This window comes from Microbacterium sp. MMO-35 (assembly GCF_037147555.1).
In the GTDB taxonomy this organism is placed as follows: Bacteria; Actinomycetota; Actinomycetes; order Actinomycetales; family Microbacteriaceae; genus Microbacterium.
Map to the genome: position 1 here is coordinate 239492 of NZ_JBBCVH010000001.1, position 24216 is coordinate 263707.

The 24216-nt window shown below is 71.8% G+C and carries 23 protein-coding genes; 6 read left to right on the plus strand and 17 right to left on the minus strand.

The window, feature by feature from the left end; translation table 11 throughout:
- Nucleotides 1-80 precede the first annotated feature (80 nt).
- From WFJ01_RS01025 to hemE, 11 genes are all read right to left on the minus strand, one after another.
- A complete protein-coding gene (locus tag WFJ01_RS01025; protein ID WP_251442723.1) occupies nt 81-536 on the minus strand; it encodes a hypothetical protein in 456 nt (151 codons plus the stop codon).
- Nucleotides 537-880: 344 nt separating this feature from the next.
- Entirely contained in the window at nt 881-2203 is a 1323-nt protein-coding gene (gene hemL, locus WFJ01_RS01030) for a glutamate-1-semialdehyde 2,1-aminomutase (RefSeq protein ID WP_336627947.1), read from the minus strand.
- Between the two features lie 157 nt (nt 2204-2360).
- A complete protein-coding gene (hemB, locus tag WFJ01_RS01035) occupies nt 2361-3353 on the minus strand; it encodes a porphobilinogen synthase (protein ID WP_336628187.1) in 993 nt (330 codons plus the stop codon).
- 29 nt (nt 3354-3382) lie between these two features.
- Nucleotides 3383-4177: a uroporphyrinogen-III synthase gene (locus WFJ01_RS01040; protein WP_374208768.1), complete on the minus strand. Its 795-nt coding sequence runs from the start codon at nt 4175-4177 to the stop codon at nt 3383-3385.
- 11 nt (nt 4178-4188) lie between these two features.
- Nucleotides 4189-5217: a hydroxymethylbilane synthase gene (gene hemC / locus WFJ01_RS01045; protein WP_336627948.1), complete on the minus strand. Its 1029-nt coding sequence runs from the start codon at nt 5215-5217 to the stop codon at nt 4189-4191.
- Nucleotides 5214-5918 (minus strand): hydrogen peroxide-dependent heme synthase, encoded by a 705-nt coding sequence (gene hemQ, locus WFJ01_RS01050; protein ID WP_442928023.1) that lies wholly within the window; start codon nt 5916-5918, stop codon nt 5214-5216. The genes hemC and hemQ overlap by 4 nt, the downstream gene beginning before the upstream one ends.
- A 309-nt stretch (nt 5919-6227) precedes the next feature.
- A complete protein-coding gene (locus WFJ01_RS01055) occupies nt 6228-6491 on the minus strand; it encodes a hypothetical protein (protein WP_292883286.1) in 264 nt (87 codons plus the stop codon).
- A complete protein-coding gene (locus WFJ01_RS01060; protein ID WP_251442738.1) occupies nt 6481-6885 on the minus strand; it encodes a phage holin family protein in 405 nt (134 codons plus the stop codon). The genes WFJ01_RS01055 and WFJ01_RS01060 overlap by 11 nt, the downstream gene beginning before the upstream one ends.
- Nucleotide 6886: 1 nt before the next feature.
- Nucleotides 6887-7309, minus strand: a complete 423-nt coding sequence (locus tag WFJ01_RS01065; RefSeq protein ID WP_251442742.1) for a hypothetical protein — start codon at nt 7307-7309, stop codon at nt 6887-6889.
- A 108-nt stretch (nt 7310-7417) separates the two neighbouring features.
- Nucleotides 7418-8926, minus strand: coding sequence for a protoporphyrinogen/coproporphyrinogen oxidase (locus WFJ01_RS01070; RefSeq protein WP_336627949.1), 1509 nt, complete (start codon nt 8924-8926; stop codon nt 7418-7420).
- Complete coding sequence (gene hemE / locus WFJ01_RS01075) at nt 8923-9978, minus strand: uroporphyrinogen decarboxylase (RefSeq protein ID WP_336627950.1); 1056 nt, start codon at nt 9976-9978, stop codon at nt 8923-8925. The genes WFJ01_RS01070 and hemE overlap by 4 nt, the downstream gene beginning before the upstream one ends.
- Nucleotides 9979-10157: 179 nt before the next feature.
- Here hemE and WFJ01_RS01080 point away from each other — a divergent pair, with 179 nt between their 5' ends.
- The 3 genes from WFJ01_RS01080 (at nt 10158) to WFJ01_RS01090 (ending at nt 12887) form a co-directional block, all read left to right on the plus strand.
- Nucleotides 10158-11492: a glutamyl-tRNA reductase gene (locus WFJ01_RS01080; protein WP_336627951.1), complete on the plus strand. Its 1335-nt coding sequence runs from the start codon at nt 10158-10160 to the stop codon at nt 11490-11492.
- Nucleotides 11493-11588: 96 nt separating this feature from the next.
- Nucleotides 11589-11999, plus strand: a complete 411-nt coding sequence (arr, locus tag WFJ01_RS01085) for an NAD(+)--rifampin ADP-ribosyltransferase (protein ID WP_292883271.1) — start codon at nt 11589-11591, stop codon at nt 11997-11999.
- A gap of 315 nt (nt 12000-12314) precedes the next feature.
- Nucleotides 12315-12887, plus strand: coding sequence for an HhH-GPD-type base excision DNA repair protein (locus WFJ01_RS01090; RefSeq protein ID WP_251442757.1), 573 nt, complete (start codon nt 12315-12317; stop codon nt 12885-12887).
- Nucleotides 12888-13174: 287 nt separating this feature from the next.
- Here WFJ01_RS01090 and WFJ01_RS01095 read toward each other — a convergent pair whose 3' ends face one another.
- The 5 genes from WFJ01_RS01095 to WFJ01_RS01115 are packed head-to-tail and all read right to left on the minus strand — an operon-like array spanning nt 13175 to nt 19182.
- Nucleotides 13175-14428: an EndoS/ChiA family endoglycosidase gene (locus tag WFJ01_RS01095; RefSeq protein ID WP_336627952.1), complete on the minus strand. Its 1254-nt coding sequence runs from the start codon at nt 14426-14428 to the stop codon at nt 13175-13177.
- Nucleotides 14425-15927, minus strand: a complete 1503-nt coding sequence (locus WFJ01_RS01100) for a family 20 glycosylhydrolase (RefSeq protein WP_336627953.1) — start codon at nt 15925-15927, stop codon at nt 14425-14427. Before WFJ01_RS01100 ends, WFJ01_RS01095 begins: the two co-directional genes overlap by 4 nt.
- Nucleotides 15924-16889, minus strand: coding sequence for a carbohydrate ABC transporter permease (locus tag WFJ01_RS01105; protein ID WP_295034426.1), 966 nt, complete (start codon nt 16887-16889; stop codon nt 15924-15926). The genes WFJ01_RS01100 and WFJ01_RS01105 overlap by 4 nt, the downstream gene beginning before the upstream one ends.
- On the minus strand, nt 16886-17857 hold the full coding sequence (locus tag WFJ01_RS01110) for a carbohydrate ABC transporter permease (RefSeq protein ID WP_251442772.1): 972 nt from the start codon (nt 17855-17857) through the stop codon (nt 16886-16888). The genes WFJ01_RS01105 and WFJ01_RS01110 overlap by 4 nt, the downstream gene beginning before the upstream one ends.
- Nucleotides 17858-17886: 29 nt before the next feature.
- Nucleotides 17887-19182 carry an ABC transporter substrate-binding protein gene (locus WFJ01_RS01115; RefSeq protein WP_292883255.1) on the minus strand — a complete coding sequence of 432 codons (1296 nt, stop codon included), beginning with the start codon at nt 19180-19182 and terminating at the stop codon, nt 17887-17889.
- A 172-nt stretch (nt 19183-19354) separates the two neighbouring features.
- On the opposite strand from WFJ01_RS01115, the gene WFJ01_RS01120 reads away from it, so the two are divergent.
- The 3 genes from WFJ01_RS01120 to WFJ01_RS01130 are packed head-to-tail and all read left to right on the plus strand — an operon-like array spanning nt 19355 to nt 23435.
- Entirely contained in the window at nt 19355-20782 is a 1428-nt protein-coding gene (locus tag WFJ01_RS01120) for a sulfatase family protein (protein ID WP_336627954.1), read from the plus strand.
- A complete protein-coding gene (locus WFJ01_RS01125; protein WP_336627955.1) occupies nt 20779-22137 on the plus strand; it encodes a glycoside hydrolase 5 family protein in 1359 nt (452 codons plus the stop codon). The genes WFJ01_RS01120 and WFJ01_RS01125 overlap by 4 nt, the downstream gene beginning before the upstream one ends.
- Complete coding sequence (locus WFJ01_RS01130; protein ID WP_336627956.1) at nt 22134-23435, plus strand: sulfatase-like hydrolase/transferase; 1302 nt, start codon at nt 22134-22136, stop codon at nt 23433-23435. Before WFJ01_RS01125 ends, WFJ01_RS01130 begins: the two co-directional genes overlap by 4 nt.
- Before the next feature lie 242 nt (nt 23436-23677).
- On the opposite strand, the gene WFJ01_RS01135 is transcribed toward WFJ01_RS01130, so the two are convergent.
- Nucleotides 23678-24154, minus strand: coding sequence for an adenylyltransferase/cytidyltransferase family protein (locus tag WFJ01_RS01135; protein ID WP_251442799.1), 477 nt, complete (start codon nt 24152-24154; stop codon nt 23678-23680).
- Nucleotides 24155-24216: the final 62 nt, after the last annotated feature.

Consider the following 24216-nt stretch of genomic DNA (forward strand, 5'->3'; position numbering starts at 1 on the left):
GAGCCGCGCGTTCCGCGCCGACCCGCTGCCGTGGCCGGAAGATGGCCTGAGTCGTGCACGGCCCCGCCGGGGCTCTCGGCTCAGGCCGGGCGGACCGCCGGCTTGCGCTTGCGCGAGGATCCAGCCGATTCCACGACGGGGATGGCGCCGGTCGCCGCGATGTCGGTGACCTCGGCGAGTTCGCTCGTGGCGTCGAGGCGGAGCGCCTGGGCAAGCGCCAGCCCGTGCCGGGTGGTGAGCACGAGACGCTGGAACTCGGCACCCTCGAGGTCGATCACGACACTCGGCTTGTGCCGCCGGATGAGGACGAAGTCGTCGCCGTTCGCCGATTTCCAGGTGCCGGCGGCGAGCACGAGCGGCACGTGGGTGCCGGGACTGCCCACGCCGCGGAGCCACGTCCAGGCGTCGTCGGTCAGCTGCACCTTCACGATCGTCTCGCGGGCGATGTGCAGGTTGTCGCGGCGGAACGAGACGGCGCGCTCGAGCGGAGACAGCTCCACCTCGAGGCGGGTCCGATCCAGCAGCAGCGTCACCATCGTCCCAGTCTGCCAGCGCTCCGCGGCATTGACCTGCGAGGCACCTCACAGGACGGCAACGATCCGGCTGGCGGAGATCCACAATCCGGATCCCGACCGTGCCCGGGCCCGGGCCCGGCGCGGGGGTACCCCGCCGGATCGGTCGCCCGCCCCGCTCGCACAACTCAGGCCAGGATCTGTCCCGACCGGCCTCTGGCCTCCGCATCCCCCGATCCGGCCGGCTCCAGCCTGAATTGCGCAGGCACGCCTCGCCGACGTCCCCCCGCCGAGTCGCGCCGGCTCAGGCCGTCGCGCGGGTCCCCGCCGAGCCGCCTCGCCGACGTCCCCCGCCGAGCCGCGCGGGCTCAGGCCGTCGCGCGGGCCGCGGCCTCGGCCGCGACGGGAAGCGCGGCCTCGATCGCGGCGAGCTCGGCGTCGCCGTGGGCGGCCGTGAGGAACCAGGCCTCGAACACGCTCGGCGGCAGGGCCACGCCCTGCTCCCGCATCGCGTGGAAGAACGGCGCGTACCGGAACACCTGCTGGGCCTGAGCCTCGGCATAGTCGCGCGGAGCCGTCCCGGCGAAGGCCACGCCGAACAGGTTGCCCGCACGCGGCACCGCGTGCACCACCCCCGCGTCGGTCAGGGCGCGGTCGAGAGCGTCCGACAGGCGCGCCGCGGCGGCGTCGATCCGCGCGTACACCTCCGGCGTCGCGAGGCGCAGCGTCGCCAGTCCCGCGGCCACCGAGAGGGGGTTCCCGCTCAGGGTGCCCGCCTGGTAGACCGGGCCGGTCGGCGCCAGCTGGTCCATGACCTCGGCACGGCCGCCGAGCGCGGCGAGCGGCATCCCGCCGCCGACGACCTTGCCGAACGTGATGATGTCGGGCAGGTACGCCTCGCCGGCGGCCTGCTGCAGACCCCAGAAGCCGGCGGGATGCACACGGAACCCGGTGAGCACCTCGTCCAGGATCATCAGGGCGCCGTGCGCGTGCGCGGTCTCGGCGATGAGCCGATTGAACCCGGGCTGCGGGGCGACGACGCCCATGTTCGCCGCGGAGGCCTCCACGATGACGGCCGCGATGCGGTCGCCGTGCTCGGCGAACACCGCGGCGAGCGCCTCCGGGGAGTTGTAGTCGATGACGAGCGTCTGCGCCGCGATCGGGGCGGGGACGCCCGCGGATCCGGGCAGGGCGAGAGTCGCCACACCGGATCCGGCGGCGGCCAGCAGCCCGTCCGAGTGCCCGTGGTAGTGACCGGCGAACTTGACGAGCAGGTCGCGGTCGGTCGCGCCGCGCGCGAGCCGGATCGCGGTCATCGTCGCCTCGGTACCCGTGGAAACCAGGCGCACGCGCTCGACGGGCCGGGCATCGCCGTGCCGCACCCGATCGGCGATGAGGGCGGCGAGCTCGACCTCGCCCTCGGTCGGGGTGCCGAACGACAGGCCGCGGGTCGCGGACTCCTGCACAGCGGCGACCACCTCGGGGTGCGCGTGCCCGAGCAGTGCCGGCCCCCAGGATGCGACGAGGTCGAGGTACGTCGTGCCGGCCGCATCCGTGACCGTCGCGCCGGAGGCGCTCGCGAGGAACCGCGGCGTGCCGCCGACCGAGCCGTAGGCGCGCACGGGCGAGTTCACCCCGCCGGGGATCACGGCACGGGCGGCGTCGAACAGGTCGTCATTGCGGTCGGTCATGGATCCATTCTCCCGGAGGCGGCTGTGCCGTTCCTGCTCGGCGGGCACGGCCGGGCGCCCCTGCGCCGCGGGCACGGCCGGGCGCCCCTGCGCCGCGGGCACGGCCGGCCGTCAGCCCCCGGCGGCCCCGGCAGCGCGCCGCGGGCACGGCCGGCCGTCAGCCCCGGGCGACCCAGCGGGCGGCCTCGGTCGCCCAGTAGGTGAGCACTGCGTCGGCGCCTGCGCGGCGGATCGACAGCAGCGACTCCAGGATCGTGCGCTCGCGGTCGAGCCAGCCGTTCTGCGCGGCGGCCTCGATCATCGCGTACTCCCCCGACACCTGGTACGCCCAGACGGGCACGCGCACGCTGTCGCGCACCTCGCGCAGCACGTCGAGGAACGCCATCGCGGGCTTGACCATCACGACGTCGGCGCCCTCGGCCTCGTCCAGCAGCGCCTCGCGCACGCCCTCGCGCCGGTTGCCCGGGTCGAGCTGATACGTACGGCGGTCGCCCTGCAGCTGCGAGTCGACGGCCTCGCGGAACGGTCCGTAGAACGCGCTCGCGTACTTGGCCGCGTAGCCGAGCAGCAGCACGTCGGGGAAGCCCTCGGCGTCCAGCGCGTGGCGCACCGCGGCGACCTGGCCGTCCATCATGCCGCTCAGCCCGAGCAGCTGCGAACCGGCGCGGGCCTGGGCCAGCGCCATCGCCACGTACCGCTCCAGGGTCGCGTCGTTGTCGACGGAGCCGTCCGCGGCCAGCACGCCGCAGTGGCCGTGGTCGGTGAACTCGTCCAGGCACAGGTCGGTCTGCACGACGAGCGCGTCGCCGACCTCGGCCGCCACGGCGGCGGTCGCGACGTTGAGGATCCCGTCCGGGTCGTCCGCCCCGGATCCGATCGCGTCGCGCACGGCGGGCACGCCGAACAGCATCACACCGGTGACGCCGGCCTCGGCGGCCTCGACCGCCGCGCGGCGCAGCGAGTCGAGCGAGTGCTGCACGACACCGGGCATGGATCCGATCGGCGTCGGCTCGGTGATGCCCTCGCGCACGAAGGCCGGGAGGACGAGGTGCCGCGGAAGGAGGTCCGTCTCGCGCGCGAGCGAGCGTACCGCGGCGGACTGACGCAGCCGGCGCGGGCGGACGTCGGGGAAGCCGGCCGACGCGCCCAGCCCTGCGGCGCCGGAGCGGAATCCGCCGGTCACGGTGCGAACTCGTCGGCCGCGTGCGGGAGGGTGAAGTGCGAGACCGCGTCGATGAGCGCATCGACGGTCTGCTTGTCGGCGACCACCGTGATCGGCAGCCCCGCCCTCTTCGCATCCTTCGCGGTGCGGGGGCCGATCGCGGCGAGGAGCGTGGTGTCGGGGATCTCGGGGAACTGCTCGCGCACCTGCTCGGCGACGGAGCCGCTCGTCACGAGGATCGCGTTGATCCGTCCGTTCTGCACGTCGCGCATGATCCGCTCGGTGACCGGGACGCCGACCGTGCGGTAGGCCACGACGCTCGAGACGCGGTGTCCCGCCTTCTTGAGCGACTTCGTCAGCAGCGGCTTCGCGATCTCGCTGCGCAGGGTGAGGATCCGTTTCGGCTCGGGCTCCAGATCGATGATCTGCCGGGCCATGCCCTCGGCCGAGTTGTCGTCCTCCGGCACGAGGTCGACGTGGTAGCCGACGGCCATGAGGGCGGCGGCGGTGGTCTCGCCGACGGCGGCGATCTTGGTGGAGGAGGGGATCTCCGCGCGGTGCGCGAAGAGCACGTCCACCGTGGTGGCGCTGGTGATCGTGAGCCAGTCGAACTCCCCGGCCGCGAGCTTCACGAGCGCGTCGTCGAGGGCCGCCTGGTCGTTCGTGGGTGCGAAGTTGATCAGCGGGGCGACCACCGGCACCGCGCCCTGGGCGCGCAGGCTCGCGGCGACGCCGTCGCCCCAGGGACCGCCGCGCGGCACGAGCACGCGCCAACCGGTCAGCGGCTTGGCCTCTTGCTTCGATTCAGTCATCATCATCGGGTTCAGGGGCGCGGAAGAAGGTCAGCCGCCCCACGTTCGAGCAGCCGATGGGCAACAGACAACCCGATCTCGCGGGCTGCGGCGATCGGGTCTGCTCCATCGGCAGAGTCCGCACCGTTGCCACTGCCGTTGGCATGAATATACTCCTCGGCCGCCGCCTCCGCCTCCACGTGCGCTGGACGCAGCGCCTCGGTCACGTCGATCCCGATCCGCCAGCCGTCCTGCGGCGCGTAGACCACGGCGCGCACCCGGAGGTCCCCGCCTTCGAGCACCGCGTGCGCGGCCATCGGGGCCTGGCAGCCGGAATCCAGCCCCGCCAGCACGGCCCGCTCGGCGGTCACGGCGATCCGGGTCGCCTCGTCGTCCAGTGCCGCCAGCACGGCCATCAGGTCGTCCGGGGCATCGGTCGTGGTCTCCACGGCGAGTGCTCCCTGCCCGGGCGCGGTGGGCCACTCCGCGAGGCCGAGGCTCTCCGCCTTCAGCTCGCCGAGGGGGTCGCCGTCGAGCCTGCTGAGCCCCGCGGCTGCGAGGATCACGGCATCGAGCTCGCCGGTCGCGACCCGCTGCAGCCGCGAGTCGACGTTCCCGCGCAGATCCACCGTGCGCAGCCGGGGGTTGCGGACGTGCACCTGCGCGATGCGCCGGGGCGAGCCCGTGCCGATCGCGGATCCGCTCTTCAGCTCGTGCAGCGCGGTCCCGTCGCGGGTGACGGCCACGTCGCGCGAGTCGGCGCGGGCCGGGGTCGCCGCGATGACCAGGCCCTCGGGCACCGTGGTGGGCAGATCCTTCAGAGAATGCACCAGCAGGTCGCACTCCCCGCGGCGCAGCGCATCGCGGAGGGCGGTGGCGAACACCCCCTGACCGCCGATCTCGCTGAGCGAGGCGCGGTTGGTGTCGCCCTCGCTCGTGATGGGGACGAGCTCCACGCGGCGGCCGGAGACCTTCTCCAGCACCTTCGCGACCTGCCCGGACTGCGCCTGCGCGAGGGCGCTGCGGCGGGTGCCGAGCCGGAGGGGGGCCGCGTGGGTCACTGCAGCACCTCGGCGATCTCGTCGAAGCGCAGGCGGCGCCCCGTGTAGAAGGGCACCTCCTCCTTCACGTAGCGGCGCGCATCGGTGTACCGGAGATCGCGCATCAGGTCGACGAGCTCGGTCGGCTCGTCGGCCTCGAGCGGGAGCAGCCACTCGTAGTCGCCGAGCGCGAAGGCGGCGACCGTGTTGGCGAGGACTCCGCGGAACGCGGCGCCGCGGCGGCCGTGCTCGGCGAGCATGCGGCGGCGCTCGTCCTCCTCGATGAGGTACCACTCGGGCGTGCGGACGAACGGGTACAGGCAGAGCCAGCCCTTCGCCTCGACGCCGCGCAGGAAGCCGGGCACGTGCGCGCGGTTGAACTCCGCGTCGCGGTGCACGCCCATCACGTTCCAGACCGGCAGCAGGGTGCGCAGCAGCTCGGTGCGGCGCAGCCGGCGCAGCGCCTTCTGCAGCCCCTCGGGAGTGGGCCCGTGCAGCCACACCATGAGGTCGGCATCGGCCTTGAGTCCGGAGACGTCGTAGAAGCCGCGGACGCTGATGCCGCCGTCCTCGATGTGGCGGACGATGTCCTCCAGCTCGGTGGAGTCGGTCTCGAGCACCGGGGCGGCGGGGTCGCGGCGCCACACGGCCCAGAGGGTGAAACCCTGGGGCGAGGGGTCGGAGTCGGCGGCGAGCATGGGCGTTTCTGCAGCTTCAGCCATGGGACCAGTCTGCCCCCTCCGCCTATGCGCCGGGGACTCGTGACGACACGCACCCGGATCCGGCCGGGATCCGGGCAGGGTCCGGGCTCGGCACGGTCGGGCCGGCACGGTCCGGCGCGGCCCGGGGATCCGGCTTCGGTCGCGGCCCGGGGATCCAGCCTCCGGTGCGGCCCGTGTCGCGATCAGCACACGGTGCGACGATCAGCACACGGATCCGCCGGATCGGTGTGCTGATCGTGCCTCGGTGTGCTGATCGTGACGGCGGAAGACCGTGCCCAGGACGCGCCCAGGACGCGCCGAGGACCGGCGTCAGCGGGCGATGCTGCGGGCGACGGCCCAGACCACGCCGCCGACGACCGCCGCGACGCCGACGACCGCGGCGAAGGCGCCGACCGGGTTGCGCTGCGCGAAGACGCGGGCCTTGCCGCCGGCCTTCTGCAGCTGACGCGGCACGTTCGTCTTGTCCTCGATCGCGAGCAGTGCGGCCTTCAGCTCGGCGCGGGCCGAGGCGACCGGGTCGACCAGGCCTGCCGGCACGGCCGTGCGCGGGATGTTCACCGGGTCAACGGCCATCGCCGGCCTCCTTCACGATGCGGACGTCGGTCGCCACGGCCTGCGCGGGGTTCTCCCGGCGCAGCACGGTGCGGAACTTCAGGAGACCGAGCAGCGCGAACACGAGCACGGCCAGGAGCAGGATCCCGAACGTGATGATCGCGGAGAGCCAGACCGGGAACCAGGACGAGAGCCCGGCGATCGCGAACACGAGCACCACGGGCACGGCCCAGAACAGGAAGAACAGCGCGACCAGGAACCAGACGCTGCCGATGCCGGCGTCCTTCGCGGTGCGGGAGATCCAGGTCTTGGCCGCGTCGATCTCGGCCTTGACCAGGTTGCTGATCAGGTCGGGGATGTCGCCGAGGAGCGTGAGCAGGCTGTCGTCGGCGCGATCCCGGTAGTTGCCGGCCATGTCAGGCGCCCGCGGTCGGCTTCTTCGGCGCGCTCTTCGCGGCCGCGGATGTGCGGGACTTCGTGCGGCTCTCCTCGGCGGCGACGCTCTGCTCCGCGGCCGCGACGGTCTCCTCCGCTGCCTGCTTGACCTCGGCCGCGACCGCCTTGCCGCTCGCGATCGTGGAGTCCACGCGCTGGCCCGGGGTTCCGTCGGAGGTGGCGGCCTTGACGATCTTGACGGCGCCGGTCCACAGCGCCTGCGGCACCGCGGCCGCCTGGGCCTTCGCGAAGTCCTGCACCTTGTGCACCTGTGCCTGCACCGGGTCGAGGTGCCAGACCTTCAGCCACTGCTTCTTGATCTGTTCGTACCGTTCGCGCCCGGCACGCGTGCCCAGCACATAGCCGACGCCGAGTCCGACGACGAGTCCGATCTTCCCCTTCATGGGGTCTCCTCACGATTGCGGTCTCTGCGGGCTACCAGCGTAACCCTGTATTCCGTTTTCGGCATCTATCGGTCGCCACGGCGGCCCCAGCGGCCTCCGCCCGCCCGGTCATCCCCAGAGCAGGACGTGGCGGATCCGCTCCGCCTCGGCCCGCGCGTGCGGCACGACCTGCGCGAGTCCGGTGCCGCTCAGCCACGCCCCGGTCGCGGCCAGCCCAGGGACGGCGCCGATCGCGGCCGCCGCGGCCGTGCGGCGCTCTGCGGCTCCCGCGACCGCGGAGGGCTGCGCCTGAACGAAGCGGGCGCGGTGGCTGCCGCGCAGCCGATCGGGCGGCAGGGCGACTCCGAGGAGCGCCGACGCCTCGGCCAGGGCGAGCGCGGCGGCGGCCTCGTCGTCGAGCGCAGCGGTCGCGGGGCCCTCGTCCTGGGCGCCGAACGACACCCGCACGACATGCCGGGATCCCGCCCGCTCCCGCAGCCACGCCCACTTCGCGGTGCTGTGGGTGAGGGCCTTCGCGACGTGCGAGCCGGGAACCGTGAGCACGCCGGATCCGCGCGGCGCCGCGTCGAGCACCGGGGCGTCGAGCACCAGGGTGACGATCTCGATGCGGGGCGACGACGCGGCGGCGACCTCCGCGAGCTCGGGCACGTGCGGGGCGAGCAGCCGGCGGGCCGTGCCCTCGTCGACGGCGAGGATGACGGCGTCGAAGGACTCGGGGATCCCGTCGGCGACCTCCTCGCCCTGCTCCCCCGGTTCGCCGGACTCGACCACGCGCACGATCCAGCGCTCGCCGTCGCGGTCGAGACGCTCGATCGGCGTCGCGGTGCGCACCTCGGATCCGAGCAGCTCGATGCGCGCGACGAGCGCGTCGACGAGGCCGGCCATGCCGCCGTCGAGTCCCTGCACGGCTGCGCCGGGGGCCCGGCCCGCTCCGCCGGTGATCTCGGCCACGGCCCCGGAGAGGGAGCCGACGCGGGTCAGCGCCGCGTTCAACGCGGGGGCCGCGACGTCGACGTCGATGTCATCCGGATGCGCGGAGTACACACCGGTGCTCACGGGCGCGACGAGCCGGTCCAGCACACGGGCGCCCATGCGCCTGCGCACGAGGCGGCCTAGGCTGCGGTCGTGGCCGATCGTGAGCGGCGGCAGCAGCCGGTCGAGCCAGGCCCGCCACGTGCCGTTCCAGCCGATCACGCGCCGCACGTCCTCCGCGAACGGATTGGCCGGGATGCCGAGCAGGCCGCCGTGCGGCAGCGGCGCCGCACCTCCGGGGATGCCGGCCACCCACGCGCCGCCGGGTTCCGGGGTGCACACGCGGTCGCCGAGGCCGAGGTCGTCGATGAGGGCGCGCACGTGGCCGCCGCGCACCGCGAAGCTCTCCGCCCCGGCGTCGAACACCAGCCCGTCCGCCTCGCCCGCCTGCACCGCGCCGCCCGCGCGCTCCTGCGCCTCGAACACCGTGGCGTGCGCGCCGATCGCGGCGACCGACTCCGCCGCCACGAGGCCCGCCACGCCGCCGCCGATCACGGCGACCCTCCGTCGTGCCGCGCGTTCGGCGAGCTCCGGCGTGTGCGCCGGTTCCGGCGCGCCGCCGTCGCCGGACCGCGGATCCGTCATCGCGCGGCCTCGGCGGCCGGCTCGGTGCGCACGGAATGGGCGAGCTCGACGATGCGGGTGAGCACCGCCGGGTCTGTCTCGGGGGGCACCCCGTGGCCGAGGTTCAGGATGTGCGCCCGGGCCGCGGCCCCGCGCCGGAGCACCTCGCGGACGTGCGCCTCGATCACCGGCCAGGGAGCGGTGAGCAGCGCGGGGTCGATGTTGCCCTGCACCGTGACGTCGGGGCCGAGCACGGCGACCGCCTCGTCCAGCGGCAGGCGCCAGTCGACGCCGACCGCGGCGGCGCGCCCGCCGAGCCGCATGTCGCCGAGGAAGGGCCCGGTGCCGACCCCGAAGTGGATGACCGGGGCGTCGATCCCGTCGACCGCGGCGGCCGAGTGCGGCGCGACGAAGGCGCGGTAGTCGGCGGGGCTCAGGGAACCGGCCCAGGAGTCGAACAGCTGCACGGCGCTCGCGCCCGCCGCCCGCTGAGCGGCGAGGAAGGTGCGCGAGACCTCGGCGAGCCAGCCCGCGAGACGGTTCCAGGAATCCGGATCCGTGTGCATCATCGCCCGGGCGCGCAGGTGCTCCTTCGAGGGACCCCCCTCGACGAGGTAGGCGGCGAGGGTGAACGGGGCGCCGGCGAAGCCGATCAGCGGGGTGCGGTCGCCGAGCTCGGCGACCACGAGACGCACCGCCTCCTCGATCTGCGTCGTGTCGAGCGATGCCGGATCGATCGCGGTGATCCGGTCGACGTCGGAGGCCGTGCGCACGGGCTCGGCGAACACCGGACCGCGACCGGGCTCGATCTCGACCTCGACGCCGGCGAGACGCAGCGGCACCACGATGTCGCTGAAGAAGATGCCCGCGTCGACGCTGTGGCGGCGCACGGGCTGCAGCGTGATCTCCGCGGCGAGGTCGGGCGTGAGGCAGGCGTCCAGCATGCGGGTCCCGACACGGAGGTCGCGGTACTCGGGCAGCGAGCGTCCCGCCTGGCGCATGAACCACACCGGGGTCGTCTCGGGGCGGATACCGGCAAGGGCGCGCAGCAGCGGGGCGTCGTTCAGGGGCATGGGTCCATTGTCCCCGACGCACCTCTGCGCGGGATGCGGACGTCGTCCGCGCGGATCCGGACCGCGATGCCCGCCGGGATGGCCGATCAGCAGCCGCGACCGGGCGGATCCGGGATCCGGATGACGTCGCGCGTCGGATGTCCAGGATCCGCAAAGGCCGCGGAGCGTAAACTCCCAGGGTGCTGCTCTGCGTCACGGCCAATCACAAGACGGCCCCCTTCGACCTCCTCGAACGACTCAGTCGCACCCCGGACGACCTGGCCGGATCCCTCTCCGAAGGATCCAAGGGCGCCGTCGTGCTCGCGACCTGCAACCGCTTCGAGGCCTATGTCGACGTCGACGGCACGGCCGACGAGAACGACGTCGCGCGCATCCTGAGCACGGTCTCGGAGCGCAGCGGCATCGAGGCCGACATCCTCTCCGCGTCGTCCTCGGTGCACTCCGGCCCCCGGGTCGTCGAGCATCTCTTCTCGGTCGCGTCGGGTCTCGAATCCGTCGTCTCCGGCGAGGGCGAGATCGCCGGCCAGGTGCGCCGTGCGCTCACCTCGGCTCGCAAGCACGGCACCACCTCCCCCGAGCTGGAGCGCCTCTTCCAGCGCGCCAGCGAAGCCCAGCGCAAGGTCAAGAACGACACCGCCCTCGGCCGCGCCGGCCGGTCGCTGGTGCGCCTCGCCCTCGACCTCGCCGACAGCCGCATCGCCGACTGGAGCACCGCCCGCGTGCTGCTCGTCGGCACCGGCGCCTACGCCGCGGTGACCCTCGCGACGCTGCGCGAGCGCGGCGCGCACGACATCAGCGTGCACTCCCCCTCGGGCCGCGGGGCCGCGTTCGCCGCGAAGCACGGGATCCGGGCGCTGCCCAAGGCGGAGTACGCCCGCGCCGCCGCGCACGCCTCGATCGTCATCACCTGCACGAGCGCCGAGCACCACCCCGTGCTCGACGCCGCGATCCTGCGCGCAGGCCGCGGCCCGGCTCTCGCCGCCCTCCCGACGCCGCACGGCTCGGCGGTGGACTGCCCGATTCCGGGGCACGGCTTCTCGGCCGGCGCGACCCCGTCGCAGCTGATCGTCGACCTCGGCATGCCCCGCAACGTCGCACCCGATGTCGCGGAGGTCGAGGGCGTCGCTCTGCTCGACCTCGAGACGATCCGCCTGCACGCGCCGCTCGAGGAGCTGCAGGCGACGGACGCCGCGCGCTCGATCGTGCGTGCCGCCGCGGCGACGTTCCACGAAGTGGGAGCTCGCGAGAGCGTGACCCCGGCGGTCGTCGCCCTGCGCGGGCACATCTTCGGCCTGCTCGAGGCCGAGATCGAGCGCGCCCGCAAGCGCGGAGACGACGGCGGCCAGGTCGAACAGGCCATGCGCCACCTCGCCGGTGTGCTGCTGCACACCCCGACGAGCCGCGCGCACGAGCTCGCCGCCCAGGGCCGCGGATCCGAGTTCATCGCCGCCCTCGAGACGCTGTACGGGCTCTCCGCCGAGCCCGCCGTCCAGGACGACGCCGCCACGGCCTGACCGGTTCACTCTCTCCGGGCGAGCCCGCGGGGCGTGCCGGCCCGCGGCCGCGTCCGCGTCCGCGGTCGCGGTCACGTCCGCGGCTAGCCTGGTCGGGTGAGCGACGTGACAGACGAGGGCCCGTTCTTCCACGGCACCAAGGCGGATCTGCAGCCCGGGGACCTGCTCACGGCGGGATTCCGGTCGAACTACCGGCCCGAGGTCGTCATGAATCACATCTACTTCACCGCGCTGCGCGACGGAGCCGGCCTCGCCGCAGAGCTCGCCGCCGGCGACGGCGAACCGCGGGTGTACCTCGTCGAGCCGACCGGCGCCTTCGAGGACGACCCGAACGTCACCGACAAGAAGTTCCCCGGCAATCCGACGCGGTCCTATCGCAGCGCGGATCCGCTTCGCGTGGTCGCCGTGGTCGACGACTGGACGCGGCTCGCGCCGGAGGCGCTGCAGGGCTGGCGCGACCGCCTCGCCGCCATCCTCGACGACGAGCGCGGCGAGATCATCAACTAGGCCGAGCCGCACTGCCGGCGTGCGGGCGCCGGGGGAACACCGGGTGTGCGGGCGCAAGGCGATCGAGCGGCACCGGCCTGGGCGCGGACACTCGCGGTCTTCCGCGAGATGGCGACGCCGTGATCCTCGCGCTCCGCGTCGGGGATCGTCGCGAGATCCCTCACTGACCGGCTCCCGCGGCGTGCTCCCCGCGCGGAGATGTGCGCTTCGCTCGGAGAGATTCTCGAATCGGCTCCGCGGTCGGTGCACATCTCCGATGTTGGCGCACCGGCAGCTGCGAAGTGGATGACGAGGCCGGAGTGCGAGACTGGATCCATGGCCCTTCACATCACCGGAGACACCGCCGCCGACACCCTGCTCAGCGACAACCCGCTCGCCCTGCTCGTGGGCATGCTGCTCGACCAGCAGGTCGCGATGGAGACCGCCTTCGCCGGACCGCTCAAGATCGAGCAGCGCACGGGCGCGGCCGACGCCGCCGCGATCGCCGCGTACGACCCGGACGAGTTCCTCGCCGCGTTCAAGCAGTCCCCGTCGGTGCATCGCTTCCCCGGATCCATGGCGACGCGCGTGCAGACGCTGTGCCAGAAGCTCGTCGACGACTGGGGCGGGGACGCCGCGAACCTGTGGACCCAAGGGGATCCGGACGGCGCCGAGGTGCTGCGGCGACTGAAGGGCCTTCCCGGGTTCGGCGAGCAGAAGGCCAAGATCTTCCTCGCCCTCCTCGGCAAGCAGTACGGCTTCACCGGCGCCGGCTGGCGCGAGGCCTCTGCGCCCTACGGCGAGGACGGATCCTTCCGCTCGGTCGCCGACATCGTCTCGCCGGACTCGCTCGCGAAAGTCCGGGAGCACAAGCGCGCGATGAAGGCCGCGGCCAAGGCGACCGCCTGAGGCCTCCGCCGAGCTCCGCCAGGTGCGCCTGGCACGGATCGCCGGTGACGGAGCCGCCCGCACAATTCAGGCCCGACATCCAGGTTCGCCCCTCGAACCGCCCGGTCGACCGGCTTCCCGAGGACTCAGCCTGAATACGGCGGGCCGGGTCCTGAACACGGCGGGCCGGATCGGCCCGCCCCCTCTATCGCGGCGGAAACCCGTCCCGCGCGATCCCGGGCAGAGCGCGGGATCCGGCCTCCCTCCCCTCGGACCGGATCCCGCGCCGTTCTGCGGTGGCCGGCGGCTCAGCGGACGGCGACGCGCACCGTGGCCGGGGCAGACGGGCCCGTGTGCGGCAGCTTCTGCGTGATCGTCGCCCTCTGCGGCACGGTCAGCTTGCGGTCGAGCACGAGCGTCCAGCTGCCGTCGACGGCAGCGGTCGTCGAGGCCGCGGCGGGGATCCTCCCGGGACCGGTGACCTTCACGCTCACGGTGGCGCCCGGGGCTCCGACGCCGCGGATCGTGATCCGGTCCGCGGCGAGCGCAGCGGTGGGGGCCTTCGGTGCGACACCCGCGGCGTCGTCCTGCACGGCCGAGAGGTTCTTCATCCAGGTGAAGGACGTCGGCGTGATGCTGTCATCCCCCCAGACCTTGCCGTCGCGGTCCACCGCGTAGGCGAAGAACCCGCCCTTCGTGCCGCCCTCCGGCTGCCACGTCGCGTACTCGTACGCCGTGGATCCCGGTGCCGTCGCGGGGTCGTAGATCCCCTCCGCGTCGCCCCAGTGCGTGCGGTCCTGCTCCTCGGTGAAGGAGAACCCGGGGAGGAACTGGCACGGGGCGATCTTGTCGGCGAAGGTGTTCCAGGTCGATTGCATGCCCGCCGCGCCCCGGCCGTAGGCCTGCAGGAGAACGTAGGACACCTTCGACGAGACCGCCGTGAACAGCGGGGTGCTGCCGTCCTGGTTGGTGTCGAAGATGAGGATCTTGTCGGAGCCCGAGGTCGGTCCGAGGAGATCCCCGAGGGCGTGGAAGACGCCGATCGCCCTGGTCAGGTCGTCCCCGGTCGGGTACGACTCCACATCGATGTCGATGCCGTCCAGCCCGTACGGGGTGACATACGTGTCGACGAGCTTCTGCGCGTAGTCGCGATAGGCCTGGTCCGTCAGCGGGATGTCCGCCTTCGCGAGCTTGTCGATCCACAGCGTGTACGCGACCCGGGTGCCTCGCGCATGCAGCTCAGGGACGTACTCGTCGCGCAGGGCGCGCCAGTAGTCGGTGTCCGCCGTCGCACCGGCGTCGAAGACCATCGCCACATCGACCTCGGGAGGCAGGTCCGTCATGCGCGTGACGTTGGGGTCGGGCAGGTTCGAGTTCGCGCTCTGCGGCACCGTGACGTCGCGCCAGGTGCGGTAGTACGCCATGGTGAGGGGCTCGGCCGAGCACTGCGACGTGTTCCCGACCGATGCGGATCCCGTCCCGGCGAGAGCGGGTGGCGCGCCGAGGACCGCGACTCCGGCGAGGAGCGCGCCGAGACCGATGGCAGCTGTCGTGCGATTCATACGTGCCTTCTCTCTTCTTCGAGTGGGGTGACTTCCCCGATCGCGGCGTCGAGCGCCGCGAAGTCCGCAAGCTCCAGGGCGGATCCGGCGTTCCACGACCGTTCCGCCATCGCGCGCAGAGGTCCGCGGATCCCCTCCGCGACCTCGGCCGGGGTCTGCGCCCCCGGCCGGTCCGACCACACCGCGAACGAGACCCCGAGCAGCGCTGCGGGGTACGGGCGCTCCAGCTCCTGCACCACGGTCGCCTGCCCTTGGGGTCCCCACAGCGCCGGGAAGAGGCCGGGATGCCAGCCGGCCGCCCAGATCCGCTCCGCCGTCGGGTAGCGGTAGCCGGCGTTCTCACCGAGCACGTAGTAGAACACCGCGTCGTCGACGTTGACGAGCCGATGCCCTGCGGCGAGCGCGTCGGCGACCGGCCGCATGCCGGCGTTCCAGTTCGTCCACCAGGTGAGCACGACGTCCTGGTCCAGACGCTCAGCGGTGCTGCGCAGCAGGCCGTCGTTCCAGGCGCGCGCTTCGAGACCGCGCTCGCGCAGGTGCGCGGCGACGCGGTTGACGAACGCGGTCAGCAGGTCGAATCCGGTGCCCGCGGCGCCGTAGCGCTCCGCCGCCGCCGTCGCGAGCGCCGGGAACTCGGCGATGCGGTCGAAGTCGACGAACTCGTCGCCGCCGAGATTCCAGCGCGTGCTGTGCGGGAACACGGGGAGCATGTCGTCGATCAGCGCGAGGGCGAAGCGGACCGGATCCTCGCGGGTGATGTCGAGCGCGTGGTCGGTGGCGAGGCCCGGCGCGTCCGGCAGCCGCAGGTCCGGGTGGGCCCGGAGCGCGTGCCGCAGATGCCCCGGCATGTCGAGCGACGGGACGAGGTCGATGTGCAGGTCGCGGGCGGTCGCGACGATCTCGGCCGCCTCGGCGCGGGTGATGTGCCCGGACGACACGATCTCGGGGAAGGCCGTCGACTCCAGCCGGAAGCCCTCGTTCTCGGAGAAGTGCCACTGGAACACGTTCACGCCCACGTCGGCGGCGGCGTGCAGCTGCGCGAGGATCCACGCCGCGGGGTAGTGCTTGCGCCCCGCGTCGAGATGCAGTCCGCGCTCGGCGACCGCCGGCGCGGAGCGCACGATCCCTCGCGGGACCGCCGCCTGGGCGCGCAGGTTGTGCAGGAGCTGCCGGGTGGCGCGGAACACTCCGGCGGCGGAGGCGGCCGTCACCACGACGTCGTCCGCCACGTCGATCGTGAACGACTCGTCGGCCGGATCCCGGTGCGCGAGCGGACTCAGCCGCAGCCGGATCACCGGATCCGACACGTCGGCGGCCGCCGTGATCCCCCGCGCCCGCAGCTCGGACTCGAGCCGCTCCGCCTCCCGGCGCAGTCCCCTGCTCGCCGCGATGACCCGCACCCGCTCCGGCTCCCACGTCCCGCCCGCCGGCTCGAACGCCGTGGGCTGCGGGAGCGACGCCCACGGCGTTCGCGCGGCGGGTGCCGCCGGGGAGATCATCCCTTGACGCTCCCCTCCTCGACGCCCTTGAAGAACTGCTTCTGGAGGACGGCGAAGAGGATGATGATCGGCACGAGCGCGATCATCGTTCCCGCCGCGATCACCCGGGGGTTGGATCCGAAGTTCGAGTTCAGGTAGTTCATGCCGACCGTGAGCGTGTAGTTCGCCGGATCCGAGAGCACCACGAGCGGCCAGAGGAACTCGTCCCAGGCGCCGATGAACGCGAACAGGGCGACCACCGAGACCATGCCGCGGATGTTCGGCCACACGATGTGGCGCAGGCGCTGCAGGGTGTTGGCGCCGTCGATCGTCGCGGCGTCCAGGGTGTCCGCGGGGATCATCCGGCAGGCGGCGGCCATGAGCAGCACGTTGATCGCGGCGATCGCGCCGGGCAGGAACACTCCCCACAGGGTGTTCGCCAGACCCAGCGACTTCACCGTCAGGTACTGGCTGGTCAGGGTGACCTCGCCGGGGAGGAGCAGCGTGGAGAAGAAGATCGCCATGACGATCCCCTTGCCGCGGAACTTCAGGCATCCCAGTGCGTAGCCGCCGAGGGTGGCGAAGATCACGTTGGTGATGACGGTCCCGACGCCGACGAGCAGCGAGTTGCGCGCGTAGTCGAGCACCGGGATCGTGCGGAAGACCTCCGCGTAGTGGTCGAGCGTGGGAGCGCTCGGGAGGAGGTTCGGCGGGAAGCCGTAGATGTCCTCACCGGATCCCTTGAACGACGTGGAGAGCTGCCACAGGAACGGGAACACCATGATGCCGAGCACGACGACGAGCAGCACGTACTTGCCGATCAGTCCGCCGAGGGAGGGCTTCATGATGTCGGCGGATCCGCGGGTGCGGAACGGCTTCTCGCGGTGGCGCGGCGGGCGGGCGCCGCGGCCGGCTGCGGCCTGCCGGAGCGTCGCCTGCTCCTCGATCACGCCGGCGCTGCCGGGGGTCTGGAAGGAAGTCATGCCGCCACCTCCGCGCGGTTCTTCGCATCACGGCGCTCGGCCCGCTGCTGCGCGCGCAGGTCGCGGCGGGTCCGCCGGCCCGCCAGGGCGTCGCGGATCATCTCGCCGTTGTTGGCGATGCCGACCACGGTCAGCGGGATGAGGGTCAGCAGGAACAGCACGATCGAGATGGCCGAGGCGTAGCCGATCTGGCCGTTCAGCCCCTTGCCCATCGACTGGATCAGCATCACCATGCTCATCGACCGGCCTCCGGGTCCGCCGGATCCCGAGGAGAGGATGTACAGCTCGGTGAACACGCGCATGGCCGCGACGCAGATGAGCACCGAGACGAGCATCATCGGGCCGCGCACGCCCGGCACGGTCACCGACCAGAACCGCCGCCAGGCCCCGGCGCCGTCCATCGCGGCCGCCTCGTGCAGCTCGCGCCCGACGTTCCCGAGGGCGGCGAGGTAGACGACCATGTAGTAGCCGAGGCCCTTCCACACGGTCAGGCCGATCGCGCAGAAGATGAGCAGCCAGCGATCGGAGAGGAACTCGATCGGCCGGTCGGCGAGGCCGAAGAACTTCAGCGCCGAGTTGATCGTGCCGGTGCTGGAGAACAGGAACTCCCACACGATCGCGACGACCACCGCCGAAGCGATCACCGGGAAGTAGAACGTGGTGCGGAAGAACCCGATCGCCGGGATCTTGCGATGCACCAGCAGCGCGAGGAGCAGCGGGAGGAAGGTGAGCAGCGGCACGCACACCACCACGTACACGAGCGACGTGGTGAGGGCGTACCCGAACCGCTCGTCGCTCGCGAGACGGGTGAAGTTGTCCAGGCCCACGAACGCGACGGGCCGGAGGGGGCGCGCGTCCGTGAAGGCGAGCACCACCGTGTTCAGGAACGGCCACAGCGCGAACACGAGCACCCAGATCACGCCCGGAAGCACGAGCAGGTACGGCGTGTACCAGCGTTGTCTTCTCATCTGCTCACCCCCTCCTCTCACTCATCGGGTCACTTCGAGACGTTCTGGTTGGCGTAGTCCTGCGCCTTCTTCAGCGCGTCCTTCGCCGAGATGTCGCCCTTGATCGCGAGCGCGATCTGCTGCTTGGCGTAGTTCTCCATCGAGTCGACGTAGCCGGATCCGGGCGCGCCGGGGACGCGGGCCTTGTCCATCTGCGCGGCGGCGAACTTCGTGGCCTCGGCCTGCTCGGGGTTCTGCGCGGTGCCGGCGAACGCGGACGGGTCCTCGTTGGCCTTCTTCGTGCCGGGGAAGAAGCCGGCGGCGAGCTTCATGAACTCGATCTGGTTCGCGTCGTTCGTGACGTACTCGGCGAACGCGATGGCCGCGGCCTTGTTCTTCGCGTTCTTGGAGACGCTGATGCCCTGCACGAACAGCGGCGGCTCGCCGAAGCCGCCGGTCACCTTCACCGAGGGCAGCAGAGTGGGCGCGTTGACCGCGAGGTTCTTGTCGATGTAGTTCGGGCCGGCGGTCGTCCACGCGACGCTGCCCTTGTTGAAGTTGTCGACGTTGGCGTTCGCCGTGCCCGCGTTCTGCAGCGCCTCGGGGCTGACCGCGCCCTCCTTGTAGAGCTCGGCGTAGCGCTCGACGATGGCCTCGGCCTCGGGGGTGTCGAAGACGAACTTCCCGTCCTTGACGAAGTCGAAGGTCTTGCCCTGGTCGCTGATGTCGATCTGCATCGACTTGGGGCTCGGCACGTCGGACAGGGTCGCGATGCCGAGCTTGCCGAGCTTGGCTGCGGCGTCGAGCGTCTCGTCGAAGGTCTTCGGCGGCGCCGTGAGACCGGCCTTGCCCAGCAGATCCATGTTCCAGTAGTTCAGCTCGGTGCCGAGGTACCACGGGAAGGCGTAGGTGCCTTCGAGCCCGTCGTACGTGTAGGCCGCGACACCGCCGTCGACGTAGTCGCCGATGATCTTGGAGTCCTTCTTCAGATCGGCCAGCTGGCCGGCCTTGGCGAGCTCCTGCGCGAACTCCGGCGGCAGGTTCACGACGTCGGGCAGCTCGTTGGACTCGGCCTGCTGCAGGATCTTGTCCTCGTAGCCGTCGGCGGGCTGATCGATCCACTTGACGGTCGTGCCCGGGTGCTCCTTCTCGAAGCTCTTCGCGATGTTCTCGAAGTAGGGCGAGAACTTGTCGTTCTTCAGCGACCAGGTCTGGAACGTGACCGTGCCCGTGATCTCGCCGTCGGCGGATCCGCCTCCGGAGGCCGCCCCCGAACCGGTGCAGGAGGTGAGGGCGAGCGCTGCGACCGCGGCGATGCCGACGGCGATAGTCGATCGGATCTTCATGGACGTGTTCTCCTTCGAAGTGTCCCGGGTGCATCGCCGGCCGGCGCTGGCATCCCATCACTAAAACGATATAGTGTGCCTAGCATGCCATAAGGGCAGGGTGTCGTCCAATATCACCGTGTTCTCTGCGCACGGTGAACCAAATCCCTTCAGCGACTCAAGGAGGAACGCGATGAGCAATCCCCGTCGCCCGAACATCGTGTTCGTGCTGACCGACGACCACGCCGCGAATGCGATCGGCTGCTACGGATCGGTGGTGAACACCACCCCCGGCATCGATGCGATCGCGGCCGCCGGGATCCGCTTCGACCGCGCCCTCGTGGAGAACGCGCTGTGCACGCCGAGCCGCGCCGCGTTCCTCACCGGCACCTACAGCCACACCAGTTCCGTCACCACGCTCGCCACGCACCTGACGAACGACCACGAGACCTTCATCACGGCCCTCCGCGCCGCGGGATACCGCACCGCGATGTTCGGCAAGTGGCACCTCGGCCACGGCCCCGACCACGACCCGGTGGGCTTCGACCACTGGGAGGTGCTGCCGGATCAGGGCGAGTACTTCGACCCGGAGTTCTTCACGCCCGACGGCCCCGTGCGCTACGAGGGCTACGTCACCGACATCATCACCGAGCACGCCCTCGCGTGGATGGAGGCGCAGGGCGACGAGCCCTTCTGCGTGCTCGTGTGGCACAAGGCGCCCCACCGTCCCTGGCTGCCGCATCCCCGGCACGCGGACCTGTTCACGGATCCGATCCCGCTGCCGCCCACGTTCGACGACGACTACGACGGCCGCGGCACGCCCGCCCACCACGCCACGATGCGCATCGCCGACTACCTCACCGACGTCGATCTCAAGGAGGATCCGCCGGTCGAGCTCGGCTACGCCGAGCGCGCGGTGTGGAAGTACCAGCGCTACATGCAGGACTACCTGCGCTGCGTGGCCGCGGTCGACGAGAGCGTGCAGGCCCTCACCGCCTTCCTGCACGAGAAGGGCCGGTTCGACGACACCGTCACGATCTACGCCTCGGACCAGGGCTTCTACCTCGGCGAGCACGGGTGGTTCGACAAGCGGTTCATGTACGAGGAGTCGCTGCGGATGCCGCTCGTGCTCAGCTATCCGGCGCGGGTTCCCGCGGGCGCGAGCACCGAGGCGCTCGTCTCGAACGTCGACATCGCGCAGACCCTGCTCGGCTTCGCCGGGGTCGCCGTCCCCGAGGGCATGCAGGGACACAGCCTCGTCGACCTCGTGACCGCGACGGATCCGGCCCCCGTCCGCGACGCCCACTACTACCGGTTCTACGAGCACGACGACCACATGCACCACGTCTGGGCCCACTACGGCGTGCGCACCGACCGCTACAAGCTGATCTACTACTACGCCGACGGAATGGGACTGCCCAATACGGGTGACACGTCCTATCCTCCGGAGTGGGAGCTCTTCGACCTCGAGAAGGATCCGTACGAGCTCACCAGCGTGCATCTCGATCCCGCGTACGCCGGCATCCGGCGTGAGCTGACCCTGAAGCTGTGGGATCTCCAACAGGAGCTCGGCGACACCCCGCACCCGCGCCAGCCCGTCCCGGAAGGACGTACTCGATGACCCCCGACACCGACGCCGCACACTCCGCCGGTGCGCGTGGATCCGCCCCGCTGCGGTTCGGCGCGAACTACACGCCGTCGAAGGACTGGATGCACTCCTGGCTCGACCTCGATCTCGACGCGGTGCGCCGCGACTTCGCCGGCCTCGCCGCACTCGGCCTCGACCACGTGCGGATCTTCCCGCTCTGGCCGGTGCTGCAGCCCAACCGCACCCTCATCCGCGACAAGGCCGTCGCCGATGTGCGCGCCGTGGTCGACATCGCCGCGGAGTTCGGCATGGACGCGAGCGTCGACGTGATCCAGGGGCACCTGTCGAGCTTCGACTTCATCCCGTCCTGGCTGTTCACCTGGCACGACAAGAACATGTTCACGCACCCGCAGGCGCTGAGCGGCCAGGTCGCGCTCGTCGAGCGCCTCGGCGCCGCGCTCGCCGACGCACCGAACTTCCTCGGCTTCACCCTCGGCAACGAGGTGAACCAGTTCTCGGCCGCGGTGCACCCGCACCCGTGGCCGGTCACGCCCGACGAGGCCGCCGGCTGGCTCACCGCCCTGCTCGACGCGGCGGAGCGCTCCGCCCCCGGCCTGCCGCACGTGCACAGCGAGTACGACGCAGCCTGGTACATGGACGGCCACGGGTTCGTGCCGACCCACGCGAGCCGCATCGGCGCCATGACCACCGTGCACTCGTGGATCTTCAACGGCACCGCCCAGCGCTACGGCGGGCGCAGCGCCGCGAGCGACCGGCACGCCGAGTACATGATCGAGCTGTCCCGTGCCTTCGCGACGGATCCGCACCGTCCGGTCTGGCTGCAGGAGGTCGGCGCCCCGTCGAACTGCCTGACCCCCGAGCAGACGCCGGACTTCCTCGAGGCGACGGTGCGCGCCGCGGTGCGCACCGAGAACCTCTGGGGCGTGACCTGGTGGTGCTCCCACGACGTGGGCCGCGAGCTCGCGGACTACCCGGAGCTGGAGTACTCGCTCGGCCTGATCGACCAGACGGGCGAGGCCAAGCCGATCGGGCGCCGGTTCGCCGAGATCATCCCGTCCCTCCGTGAGCAGCGGCCGGCGCCCGCCCGCACGACCGCGATCGTGGTCGAGGTCGACGAGGACGAGATCCCCGTCAGCCGTGCGGCGATGAGTCCCGGAGGCGCGATCTTCCAGGCCTGGGTGGAGGCATGCGAGGCCGGGCTCGACGTGACCTTCGTCACGTCGCGCACGGCGGCGGATCCGGCCGATCTCGCCGCCCGCGGAATCACCGACCTGATCCGCCCCGACCTGAGCACGGGATCCGGCACCTACTCCTCGAACAACACCGTCGTGGACCACGCCGCACCCGCCGCGGGGGTTCCCGCATGACCCGCCCGAACGTGGTCGTGATCTACGCCGACGACCTCGGGTACGGCGACGTGGGCTGCTTCGGGGGCGACGACGTGCGCACCCCGCACCTGGACCGGCTGGCAGCCCGCGGCGTGCGCCTGACGAACTGGTACTCGAACTCGCCGGTGTGCTCGCCGTCGCGCGCCGCGCTGCTCACCGGGCGCCACCCGGTGCACGCCGGAGTGCAGGAGATCCTCGGCGGCAAGCGCGGCACCGCCGGCCTCCCCGCCCAGCCGACGCTCGCCTCCCGGCTTCAGGACGAGGGCTACCGCACCGGCATCTTCGGCAAGTGGCACCTCGGCACCGGATCCGGTTACCGCCCTCTCGATCGGGGCTTCGCGCAGCACTTCGGATTCCTCGCCGGCTGCGTGGACTACTACTCGCACATCTTCTACTGGGGTCAGGGCCAGAACCCCGTCCACGACCTGTGGGACGACGAGCGCGAGGTCTACGACAACGGCCGCTACCTCACCGAGGTCATCGCGGAGAAGGCGGCCTCGTTCATCGCGGACGGCGGCGCGGAGCCCTTCCTCTGCTACGTGCCGTTCAACGCCCCGCACTATCCGATGCACGCGCCGAAGGAGTACGTCGACCGCTTCCCGGAGCTGCCCGACGATCGCCGCATCATGGCCGCCATGATCGCCGCGATGGACGACGGCGTGGGCCGGATCCTGGACGCGCTCGAGGCCGCAGGGATCGCCGACGACACGATCGTGTTCTTCTCCTCGGACAACGGCCCCTCCACCGAGAGCCGCAACTGGCTCGACGGCGAGGAGATCGACTACCAGGGCGGATCCACCGGCGGCCTGCGCGGCAACAAGGGATCCCTCTTCGACGGCGGGATCAGGGTGCCGGCGATCATCTCCTGGCCGGCCGCGCTGCCGCAGGGCGCCGAATGGGCCGAGCCCGCGGCGATGATGGACATCCTGCCGACCGTGCTGGAGGCGGCGGGCGCTCCGGCCTCCGCGGAGGCGGACGGAACGAGCGTGCTGGGCGCCCTGCGCGCGCTGGCCCCGTTGCCCGACGAGCGCACGCTCTTCTGGGAGTACGGCCCGCAGCTCGCGGCCCGGCGCGGCCCGTGGAAGCTCACGACATCGGCGCGCGAGCATCTGGGCGGCCCGTTCACGCTGGGCAGCACGGTGCTGGCGAACCTCGACGACGACCCGGCGGAGACGGCGGACCTCTCTGCCGCGCATCCCGAGATCGCAGCCGCGCTGCGCGCCGAGCTCGAGGCGTGGGCGCGCACGTTCGACTGGGATCCGGCTCCTTGGCTCTAGCCGGGCGCCCGAACGCCCGCCCCGTGCGCGCGGTGCGCGCGGTGCGCGCGCGACGTCGCCCGTTGTGCAGGGAGCCCCGTCAATATGCAGGACGAGCGGGCACCGCGGCACTCGGATCCCGCGGAATCACGGGCCTGAGGCGTGCTCGCCCGCCGATCGCACCTGCAGAACGGCGCGTGCTCCCTGCAGAACGGCGCGCGGCCTCGGGTCAGGCGCGCCGTCGGGTCAGCCGCGGCGTCGGGTCAGGCGCGCGCCTCGCGCTCGGCCTCCTTGGCCGCCACGATCTTGCGCAGTCCGGAGCTGGAGAAGCGGTGGTCGCGGCTGTTGAAGTACAGCTCGATCCCCGCCTCCTCGCAGTAGGTGCGCCCGGTGAAGTCGCGGTCCTCGTACTCGTCGCCGACGATGCGCACGTCGAGCTTGAACGAGCGGAGGATGTCCTCCAGATCCTGCTCGGTCGAGTAGGGCACGATCTCGTCGACGTACTCGCAGCCGCGCAGCTGGATGTAGCGCTCGACCACGGTCTGCGTGGGAGCGTTCTTCTCCGGCCGGTCCAGGGTGGGATCCATCTGCAGACCGCAGATGAGGTAGTCGCACTGCCTCTTCGCCTCGGCGAGCATCATGATGTGCCCCGCGTGCAGCAGGTCGAAGGTGGAGAAGGTGATCCCCACGCGCGGCCCCGGGTTGTAGTCCTGGTGCTTCTTCACGGTCTCCGGCGTCATCTGCGAGTCCTCTCGTCGGCCCAGAGCACTCTATCGAACGCGCCGGGACGCGCCCCGTGAGA